Source organism: Flavobacterium sp. PMTSA4 (genome assembly GCF_032098525.1).
In the GTDB taxonomy this organism is placed as follows: domain Bacteria; phylum Bacteroidota; class Bacteroidia; order Flavobacteriales; family Flavobacteriaceae; genus Flavobacterium; species Flavobacterium capsici.
On sequence record NZ_CP134890.1, the window covers coordinates 932,129 to 943,984 of the forward strand.

Here is an 11,856-nt window from a genome sequence, read left to right on the forward strand (position 1 = left end):
TATTAAACCGATCTTAATCAAACAACTATGAAAAAAATTACTTTATTGCTGTTGACATTGTTTTTTTCCATCGCCAGTTATTCTCAATTAGGAGGAACTGGAGTAGAAGGATTTGAATCAACAACAGGACCAGATGCTTCACCATCAACAAACTGGACGTTAGGTACTGGAAATTGGTATGTTTTTAACAATGTATCATCGGCAACTACACGTTGGGGAATTACTTCAGCCGCTACTACGCCACCACAGGTCAATTCTGGAACTAATGCAGCCTACTGTATCCGTTCAACTTCTTTTCCTGATGGACAAATCGAAAATTATTTGGCTACACCTTTAGTTAATATCCCTTCTAATGGTCAGTTGCATTTTTGGACAAGAAATTTTTTAATTGGAACTCAGGGAACTGTTTTCCAGATTAAAGTTGCTCCATCAACAGCCAACCCAACAGATCCTAATTCTTATTCATTAGTACAACAATGGACGGATGCAGATTTAGTAACTACCTTCAATATTTATGAAGAAAAAGTAGTTAATCTAGCTGCTTTTCAAGGATTACAAGTTTATGTCGCTTTTGTTATGCAACAAGATCCAATCTTGTCGCCTTTTGGAGATCGTTGGTTTATTGATGATGTAAGCATTGTTGAACAATGTTTTGATCCAACGAATTTAACGGCAAATAATATCACTTTAACTTCAGCTGAATTGAGCTGGGGTAATCCAAGTGGAGCAACATCTTGGGAGATAGAAATAGTTCCAGCAGCGAGTTCTCCAACAGGAACAGGTATTGTTTATAATAATGCTACTCCAACATATACTGCTACCGCAACCCAACCAGCAGGTGTTGCTTTTACAGCAACAACCTCCTATAAATATTACGTGAGGGCAATATGTAGTGGAGGCACCACAAGTGCATGGATTGGGCCTTATAGTTTTGCAACAACCTCACCCGGATTGTCTTGTAATGCACCAATACAAGTAACCTCATTACCATATAGTACAACAGATAGTACTGCAAACTATAGTGACAATCCTACTATAGAAGGTAGCCCAGGAACAAGTTGTGGAATCACAGGAAATTATTTAAATGGTAATGATGTGGTTTACTCTTATACAGCACCAGCTAATGGTACCATAAGTGTAACTATGACACCAACTGGTAACAATTCAGGTATTTTTGCCTACAGTAGTTGTGCTAATATAGGAACCACATGTTTAAATGGAGCTGCTGGTACCACAGCAACTGTTAGAACATTCAATTTACCAGTTACAGCTGGACAAACTTATTATTTTGTAATATCAAGCTTAAATACGACACAGACTGTAGGGTATACATTAGTAATTCAAACCGTAAACTGTGCACCTCCAACTAACTTAGCTGTTTCAGGAATTACTCAAACAGGTGCTAACCTTAATTGGGCAGCAGGAGGTTCAACTTCATGGGAAGTAGTAGTACAGCCTGCAGGTGCTGGTATTCCATCAGGAGCAGGTATTACGACCACAAACAACACTGCTTACCCAACACCAAACCCTTTAACGCCAAACACTAATTATGAGTTTTATGTTAGAGCGGACTGTAATGATGGTAGTGGCAACTTTAGTGCATGGACAGGACCGTTTGTATTTAGAACACTATGTACTGCGTTCAATGTGCCGTTCCAAGAAGGATTTAATAGCACTTCAACAACAGAAGCTTGTTGGACTGTGCTTAATGTAAATGCTGATACAGATGCATGGGATATGAACTATGCTACCAATCCATTTGAAGGAAATCAATCTGCATCAATCCTTACTAATTTAAATGCAGGGAATAATGACGATTGGTTGATATCTCCTCAAATTAACATAACAGGAAACCAAAGGTTGAAGTTTCATTACAGAGTTCAATCAGCTACCGATCCAGATGCGTTTAGAGTTATGCTCTCATACGATGGACCAAGTCCAGTTGATTTTACTACACAATTATTACCGCTTACAACATTTACAAATGTAACTTACCAACAAGCTATAATAAATTTACCAACAACGCCGGGAGCTATAAATATAGGATGGCATATTCCACCGGGAGGTATTGACGGGAATAGACTTTATATTGACAATGTAATCATTGAAGATATACCAACTTGTCCTGAACCATCATTCTTAACTTCAAGTGCTGTGTTATCAACAAGTGCAACATTAACTTGGACTAATGGAGGAGCAGAAACAGAATGGCAAGTTTTAGCTTTGCCTTGTGGATCACCAGCTCCAACAGCAACATCTACAGGTTTTGTTACTACCACAACAGGTTCTCCATACAATTTAACAGGATTGTCTCCAACCACTTGTTATGATGTATATGTAAGAGCGGTATGTCCTGGTCCGGATGAAAGCCCATGGACAGGGCCAACAACATTTACGACGCAAGTAGCACCACCAGTTTGTGGAGGACAGTACATCGACGCAGGAGGTATTGCGGCTAATTATCCTAACAACTCAGATTCGACTGTGACAATTTGTCCAACAACACCAGGAGATGTGGTTACCGTAACTTTTACTTCGTTTAACACTGAAACAAACTGGGATGCAGTATATGTGTTTGACGGTAATTCCATAGCTGCACCACAAATTGCAAGTACAAATGGAGCAGGTAATGTACCAGGAGGTTTAGCAGGTGGATACTGGGGAACAACAATTCCTGGTCCTTTTACTTCAACAAGTGCTGATGGATGTTTAACTTTTAGATTCAGAAGTGATGGGTCAGTAAATAATCCTGGTTGGGTAGCCAATGTAACGTGTGCACCACCACCAACATGTAGAAGGCCAACTGCAATAGTCTCCTCGGCAGTGACGCACAATACAGTTAATTTAACTTGGACACAACCTGTAAATCCTGATAATAGTGTTGCTTCTCAGTGGGAAGTATTGGCATTACCTTGTGGTTCACCAGCACCAACGGCTACCGCAACAGGTTTTGTTACAGCAAACACTAATAATTCATTTACCTTAACAGGATTAAATCCTGATACGTGTTATGATATCTATATTAGAGCCGTTTGTTCTACAACAGATTCAAGTGAATGGGGTGGACCAGTAACAATAACAACTCAAATTGCTCCACCAGTTTGTGGAGGAACATTCACAGATGCTGCGGGTGCAAATGCGAATTATGCTAATAATTCAAACTCAACAGTTATTATTTGTCCAACAAATCCAAATGAAGTAGTTACAGTAACATTTACCTCATTTTTTACAGAGGCAAACTGGGATGCATTGTATGTGTTTGATGGAAATTCAACTTCTGCACCACAAATAGCTAGTACTAATGGTGCTGGAAACGTTCCTGGAGGATTAGCTGGTGGATATTGGGGTAACTTAAACACTAATTTACCTGGTCCTTTTACTTCTTCAAGCCCTACTGGTTGTTTAACCTTCAATTTTAGAAGTGATGGTTCTGTAAATAATCCGGGATGGGTAGCTAATGTGACTTGTGAACCAGCACCAACTTGTCCAAGACCAACAGCGCTTACTTTTTCAGCAGTAACTCAAACTTCTTTTACTGTAGGATGGACTGAAGTTGGAACAGCTACTCAATGGGAAGTATTAATTCTACCAGCAGGTTCACCAGCTCCAACAAGTACTGATACAGGAGTTATAACTACTACCAATACATATGTGGCAACTAATTTAACATCTGCAACTGCATACGATGTTTACATCAGATCAATTTGTAGTTCAACTGATGTAAGTACTTGGTCAATTAAAGGAACTGTTAGAACTTTAATTGAAAATGATGAATGTTTTAATGCCATAAATGTTCCTGTAAATCCAGACACAAATTGTGGTCAAACTGTAAGTGGAACTGTGATTGGAGCTACTGCTTCATCTCAGGGGAATACTTGTGGTGGTACTGATGATGATGATGTTTGGTTTTCATTCGTTGCTACATCATCATCACATAGTATAGATTTAACAAATGTTGCAGGAAGTACAACTGATTTATTTCATGTTTTGTATTCTGGAAGTTGTAGTGCTTTAACACAAATATATTGTAGTGACCCGAATTCAAGTATAGCTAATAATTTAGTGCCAGGACAAACTTATTATATTAGAGTTTATACTTGGACAGCAACTGCAAATCAAACATCAACTTTTAATGTTTGTATTGGAACCATTCCACCGCCAATTTCAACTAGTACAACGCTATATACTAATCCACAATTAGTTGAAGATGTTTTATTAGATTCTACTTGTGCTCTTGTAAGTAATATAACTTGGTCAACAGGTACTAATTTTGGTTCTACAAATGGTATTAGTTATTTCAATCAAAACGGTTCATCTTTCCCATTTGGAGAAGGTGTTGTTTTAACAACTGGTAATGCTATGAGCGCACCAGGACCAAATACTACTACTTTAAGTGATGGTAATGCTGCATGGACTGGTGATGCCCAATTAGAAGCAATCATTTTGGCCGCAACTGGAAATCCTATGAACTCAAGAAATGCTACAAAATTGGAATTTGATTTTGTTCCTATTATAAACACTCTTAGCTTCAATTTTATCTTTGCTTCTGAAGAATATGGTACTTTTCAATGTGATTACTCTGATGCTTTTGCTTTTTTATTAACTAATACAACAACTGGAGTAACCACTAATTTAGCCGTATTACCTAATACAACTACTCCTATTTCTGTTGTAACAATTAGAGATAATCAATTCAATAATGCATGTAATTCTCAAAATCCTCAATATTTTGGAAATTATTATGTTTTGCCTAATGGTTCAAATCCAATTGGTGCACCAATTAATTTTAATGGAATGACAGTTCCTTTGACTGCAACATCTCCTGTAGTTCCAGGTCAATTATACCATATTAAATTAGTAATTGCTGACCGTTTGGATAATTTATTTGACTCGGCAGTGTTTATTGAAGGAGGAAGTTTCAATATTGGAACTGTGGATTTAGGAAATGATTTATTACAAGAAACAAATAATGCAATTTGTTTTGGAGAAACTCAATTATTAGACAGTGGTTTAAGTAGTAATGACTTTACATTCACTTGGATGCTAGGAAGTGACATTATTCCAAATGAAACTGGACCAAGTTTAGTTGTCACTCAGCCAGGAAGTTATACTTTAACAGCACAATACAACAATACTACCTGTACTGCAACTGACACAATTCTTGTTGAATTCTATCCAGAAATCATTGGTGGACAACCTAATGACTTGATAGAATGTGGTGTTAATGGTGTTGCTACTTTTGATTTAACAGTAAATACTCCAATAATTTTGAATGGAAACAATCCAAGCGATTATACTGTAAATTATTATTTGACTCAGGCTGATGCTGAAGGAAGTGTTAACCCTATAGCAAATCCAACTGCTTATGATAATATTTCTAATCCACAAACTATATATTATCAGTTATCAAATGCTGGTGACTGTTTCATAGTTGGAAATTTTGATTTAATTGTTCAACCATTAACTGATATCGTTTTTAATCTTCCAACACAAGTTTGTCAAAATGGTGCTGTACCAACTTTACCAACAACTTCTGATAATAATATTTCTGGAACTTGGACACCTGCAGTGGTAAACAATGTACAAACTCAAACTTATACTTTTGTTGCAAATTCAAACACAACTGAATGTACTGTACCATATGAAATTACGATTGAAGTTTTAGAACAAATTACTCCAACTTTCCTTGCTCCTGCTCCAATTTGTACTGGAGATGTAGCACCGGTTTTACCATTAACTTCAAATAATGGAGTTACTGGAACTTGGAGTCCAAGTGTTGTAAGTAATACACAAACTCAAACTTATACCTTTACCCCTACAGATAATCCGTGTGCAACAACTACTCAAATAGTTGTGACAGTTTACCAAGATTGTTCTTTTGGAAGTTATGCAAATGCAGTTTGGTTAACTGATTGTGATACCGATAATTTCTTTAACACAGTTGGTTCAGGATCATCAATAATTGGTCCTGCTGAAAACATTTTCCCAAATACCGATTTAGGAACATATGTGAGTAATTCAAACTCTTTAAAATTACGTGGTGCTGAAATAAAAACATTTAAAGCAGCAACTGCCAATGTTTGTAGTGCAACCTTATTTTATAGAATTTATCCAGTATCAGGAACTCCAGGTACTTTTTCATCTATTAACTTACCTTTCTTGGAAGATTGTAATGCTGGTTCATTCCCAAGTGGCGGACCATGTAACCCTGGTGATCAAAAATGGCAAGAAGTATTAAATGATTCTGAAAATCCTATTGATTTAACAGCATATCCAGCTGGGGAATATAATTTAGAGGTTTATTATCAATTGGTTGGTGATGTAACTTCGCCAACAGAATGTGATGACACATTATTAATCGATAATAATGGTGCTAATTTTATAGCTACTTATACACTACAAAATAATCCAACTTATACTTTTGTTAATCCAACAGATTGTTCTGCAACTGATGGTTCTATAACAATTGAAAACTTAGCACCAAATACTTCGTATTCATTAACCTATGAAAACAACAGTACGGCTGTTGGACCTATGGTTATAAATTCTAATAATTCAGGTTCGTATACATTGAGTGGATTATCTATCGGAGTATATTCAAATTTCAATTATTTAGTAAATGGTTGTAGTATATCGTCAACTGATGTTATTACTCTTAATAGTCAATCAACTTTACAAATTACTAGTACAAATCCAACAACTTGTAATAGTAACACCGGAAGTATAACTATTAATGGTTTATTACCAAATCAAAGTTATAATGTATCCTACACAGATGACACTTCAGTTGTAGGACCAAATACTATGATGTCTGATTCAAACGGTCAAATAGTATTGACAGGATTGAATGCAGGAACATACACTGATTTTGATTTAGCTACAACAAATTGTACTGCAGTCTCAAATGAAGTTATTGTTTTAGTTAATCCTGGCGCTCCAATTGTTTCGGTAAATAGTTCTTCTATTTGCGCAGGTCAAACTACAACGGTTACTGCTACACCTGCAGTTCCTGGAACCTACACTTATACATGGACTGTCCCAGCAGGTGTAACAAATCCTGGAAACGTTGCTAGTTTCACAACAACTGTTGAAGGAACTTATACTGTAGTAATAACTCCCTTGAGCACAACTTTCTGTAATGGTAGTTTTGAAACACCAGCTGCAACAGGACCTTATCCAAATATGATTAATCAAACATTGGTTCCATGTTGGAGTACTACTGCACCTGATGGTATATTTGAAATTTGGCCTCCAGCTGGATTTGAAGGTGTGTTTGCATACCAAGGAAATAATTTCATCGAAATTAATGGAAATTCAACTGCTTCTGTTTATCAAGACTTTACAACTTCTCCTGGAGCTCAATTAAATATTTCATTTGCACACAGAGGAAGACAAGGTACCGACGTTGTTGGTGTTGAAATTGGTCCAACTGGCGGTCCATATATAAGCCTTGGAAACTTCTCTGATGGTCCAACTTGGCAATCATATAATTTACCACCATACAACGTTCCTACAAGCAGTGGTAGTAATTATAGAATTAGATTTGTTTCTGTTTCAAGTGCTGGTGGCGACCCAAGTGTTGGTAATTTCCTTGATGCAGTAAGTGTAACTTCTCTTGAATGTAGCTCTGCTCCAACTTCTGGTAGCGTTACATTATTACCTTCGGTAACTATGGCTTTAACAACTGCAAACAATGATCAAACAGTTTGTATCAATAACTCAATAGTTGATATTGTTTATTCATCTCAAGATGCAACGAACATATCTGTTTCTGGATTACCTATTGGAGTGAATGGAACTTTTGATTCAACATCTGGTAACTTCACAATTACTGGAACACCAACAGAATCTGGAACATTTAACTATGCTGTTACTGCGATTAATGATTGTAATAATGTTGTATTAAACGGAACACTTTTAATTAATCCTAGCGTTACTCCAACGTTTACACCAATAACAATTTGTAATGGTGATACATTAACATTACCTACTACATCTTTAGAAGGTATTACTGGAACTTGGTCGCCAGCTGTCAATAATACTGCTACGACAACCTATACATTTACTCCAGATAATTCAAGTCAGTGTGGAATATCAACTACGTTTACTGTAAATGTTAATCAACCAGTTATAGCAACATTTAATAGTTTAACAGCTATTTGTTCTGGAGAAACTGCACCAAGTTTACCAGCAACTTCACTTGAAGGATTTACAGGAACTTGGTCACCAAGTACAATAAGCAATACAGCTTCTGGAACTTACACCTTTACTCCAAATGCTGGACAATGTGCAGCAGTTGGTACTTTAAACTTTGTTGTTAACCCATTAATTGTTTCAACATTTAATAATGTATCAATATGTCAAGGTGAAAATATAAGTTTCCCAGTTACTTCTAACGAAAATTATACTGGAACTTGGTCTCCAAATGTAATTGACAACACACAATCTGGAAGTTATACTTTCACTCCAAATGCTGGTCAATGTGCTGCTAATGGCGTTTGGAATATTACTGTGCTTCCTACATTTGATTTTGAAATCTTAGGAAGTTGTGTAGGTTCAAATTATACTCTTGAAGTTAATCCGTTGAATAATAGTTTTGATTTATCAACGTCAAACTTTACTTGGTATAATAGTAATCTACAAATGGTTGGTGGAAATGATGCTACTTTCAATGTATCACAATACATTAATTCAACTACCGAAGTTGAAGAAATTCCAATCACATTTAGTGTTACTGTTACCAATGCTGATGGTTGTACTTTCTCAAAATCATTTACTATTAATAATGTAGCTTGTCAAATTCAAAAAGGTATTTCTGCTAATGGCGATGGATTGAATGATAGTTTTGAATTATCAGGTTTTGATGTTAAAAAACTGACCATTTATAATCGTTATGGTATGAAAGTATATAGCAAAAATCAATATACTAATCAATGGGTTGGTCAAGCAGATAATGGAGATGAACTTCCTGACGGAACTTACTACTATGTCATTGAATTTAATGGCGGAGGTGAAACCAAAACTGGATGGATTTACATTAACCGTGAACAATAATAATTGAAAAACTAAAAAGCCTTGATTTAATATTCAAGGCTTTTTTTTTAATATAACAACTTGGCTTCTTTTACAACTGATATCAAAATATCACTATCAATTTCTTCTAAAGATTTATAACGAAGAGATTTTACAGTATTTCTACCATTATCAGCTATTAAATATTCTAAATTATTTTTAAGCTGAAATCCTTTCGCAAATCCTACATCTACAAAACCATGTTTATGACTAGCATTTAAATAACAAAAAGGTTTCTTCTTATAATAAAAATAAGGTACATTCCATTTGTATTCTAATGTAGAATTCGGCAAATTATTCTCAATAACAGAAATAATATGCAATAGTATATCTTTAAATTTATCTGGCTGATTTAATATATATAAATCTGTTGGTTTCATTACTAGTCAATTCCATATTGATCAAATAAATACACTAAAGAAGCAATCGCTGCAACACCTAATTCCAATTCTCTTTTATTAACTGCATCAAAAGTATCATTTGCTGCATGATGATAATCAAAATAACGTTGTGAATCTGGTTTCAATCCAACTTTTATAATTTTATTGGATTTTAAAGGATTAATATCTGAACCTCCATTACCTTTAACAAAATTATGAATAAGATAAGGCTCAAAAAGGTTCTTCCATCCTAAAGCTTTGGTATAATTAGATTCATCACATTCAAAAGAAAATCCTCTCGGTGAAAATCCTCCAGAATCACTTTCTAAAGCAAAAATGTGATTTTCATTATTTTTTTCTGCTAATTCAGCATATTTTTTTCCACCTTTTCCACCATTTTCTTCATTCATAAAAAGAACTACTCTTATAGTATGATTTGGTTTATAGTTTAGTTTCTTAAACAATTCTAAAACTGCCATGCTTTGGGTACAACCTGCACCATCATCATGTGAACCATCAGCTAAATCCCAAGAATCCAAATGTCCGCTGACAATCATTATTTGTTCAGGATTTACTGTTCCTTTTATTTCACCAATCACATTGTATGACAAAACATCTTCCATTTGAAAACAGGATTGTTTAAAATAAAACTTTAGATTGCTGTTCTCTTTTATTTTTTTACTTAACAATTCAGCTCCATTCGTACTTATTGCAGCAGTGGGAATATATTCATTCTTTGGTAAATCTCCATAGCTTGTAGCTCCAGTATGAGGAAAATCATCCAATCTTAAATTTAAAGAACGAACAATTGCTCCTACCGCGCCAAATTTTGCAGCTTCTTTTGCCCCAATTCTTCTTTGATCTCCACAATTTCTATAGGCAATAAAAGTTTCAATTTGATTAGATTCCATCGGACGATTGAAAAAAACTATTTTTCCTCTAATCTTATCACTACCTAATTTTTGCAATTCTTCAATAGTATGTACTTCTATAATTTCTGCAGATATTCCATTTTTTGGTGTTGCAACAGAACCACCAAGCGCACAAATTGGAACTTCAATTTTCTTTTTATTATCTAATATGTATGCTTTTTCTTTTTCACCTCTAACCCATTTTGGAACCATTACTTCTTGTAAATAAACATTATCTAAACCAAGTTTTTCTAATTCTGACTTGGTATACAAAACAGCTTTTTCGGCACCAGTTGAACCAGATAATCTTGAACCAATTGAATTAGATAAATACTCAAGCCAAGGATATGCTTTTGAATCTGTTAATGATAAATTATAAATCTGTTTTAACATCTCTTCATCCTTAGTCTGAGCAAAACAAAATATTGGAAAAAGAAAACAAAAAAGTAGTAGCTTGTTCATGGATTATTTTTTTATAAAAATAAAAGAAAAAAGTTTTGGTCATTGAAAAAAAATTTACTTACTTTGTTTTTCAAAGTACTTTAAAATGGAAAACGAAAAATATTTAAAAGACATACAAGACATCAAACAAATGATGTCTCAATCGTCACAATTCATTTCACTTAGTGGTTTATCTGGAATTCTTGCTGGAATTTATGCTTTAATTGGAGCCGTTTTTGTTAACTATTTAATTGATACTAATGAATATGAAGTTATCATTCTAGAAAGCTATACCTTTAAATCAATTATCACTACTGCTATAGTAGTTTTAGTTCTGTCATTAGTCACTGCATATATAATGACAATTCAAAAAGCGAAAAAAGTGGGAGAAAAAGTTTGGAATCCAACTTCGAGAAGATTATTAATAAATTTTTGTATTCCATTATTTACTGGAGGAATTTTTGCCATGCTCCTATTGCGTCATCAAGTTTATGGAATGATTGCTCCAATTACTTTAATATTTTATGGGTTAGCTTGCATTAATGCAAGTAAATATACTTTGCGCGATGTTCGTTATCTTGGACTAACTGAAATAATTTTAGGTCTTTTGGCTGTTGAATTTTCAGGTTATGGTTTGTATTTTTGGGTTTTAGGTTTTGGAATATGCCATATAATTTATGGAGCTGTAATGCATTTTAAATACGATAGAAACTAATTTTTGAAAAACATCATCCAAAATATCAACAAAGCTTTTGATCATCGAATCCGACTTGGAATCATGTCGGTATTGATGGTGAATGAAAGTGCCGATTTTACTGAGCTTCGTGAATTACTTGGAGTTACTGACGGAAATCTTGCCAGTCATACCAAAGCGTTGGAAAGTGAAGATTATATTCGAATTGAAAAACAATTTATTGGTAAAAAACCCAATACACGATATATCGCTACTAAAGAAGGAAAAAAAGCATTTCAAGAACATATTGAAGCGCTTGAAAAATTAATATCAAAAAGTTAATCTATTTTTTTATTTAAATACTTTGAATTTCAAAGTA

The 11,856-nt window shown here is 34.5% G+C and carries 5 protein-coding genes; 3 read left to right on the plus strand and 2 right to left on the minus strand.

Annotated features, from left to right (window positions below; all coding sequences use genetic code 11):
* Positions 1-27: 27 nt before the first annotated feature.
* Positions 28-9,054: a choice-of-anchor L domain-containing protein gene (locus tag RN605_RS04330; protein WP_313322529.1), complete on the plus strand. Its 9,027-nt coding sequence runs from the start codon at positions 28-30 to the stop codon at positions 9,052-9,054.
* 47 nt (positions 9,055-9,101) lie between these two features.
* On the opposite strand, the gene RN605_RS04335 is transcribed toward RN605_RS04330, so the two are convergent.
* Positions 9,102-9,452, minus strand: coding sequence for a DUF1801 domain-containing protein (locus RN605_RS04335; RefSeq protein ID WP_313322531.1), 351 nt, complete (start codon positions 9,450-9,452; stop codon positions 9,102-9,104).
* A gap of 2 nt (positions 9,453-9,454) precedes the next feature.
* Complete coding sequence (locus tag RN605_RS04340; protein ID WP_313322532.1) at positions 9,455-10,825, minus strand: M20/M25/M40 family metallo-hydrolase; 1,371 nt, start codon at positions 10,823-10,825, stop codon at positions 9,455-9,457.
* An 85-nt stretch (positions 10,826-10,910) separates the two neighbouring features.
* On the opposite strand from RN605_RS04340, the gene RN605_RS04345 reads away from it, so the two are divergent.
* Complete coding sequence (locus RN605_RS04345) at positions 10,911-11,519, plus strand: hypothetical protein (protein ID WP_313322534.1); 609 nt, start codon at positions 10,911-10,913, stop codon at positions 11,517-11,519.
* A gap of 3 nt (positions 11,520-11,522) precedes the next feature.
* Complete coding sequence (locus RN605_RS04350) at positions 11,523-11,819, plus strand: winged helix-turn-helix domain-containing protein (RefSeq protein WP_313322535.1); 297 nt, start codon at positions 11,523-11,525, stop codon at positions 11,817-11,819.
* Positions 11,820-11,856: the final 37 nt, after the last annotated feature.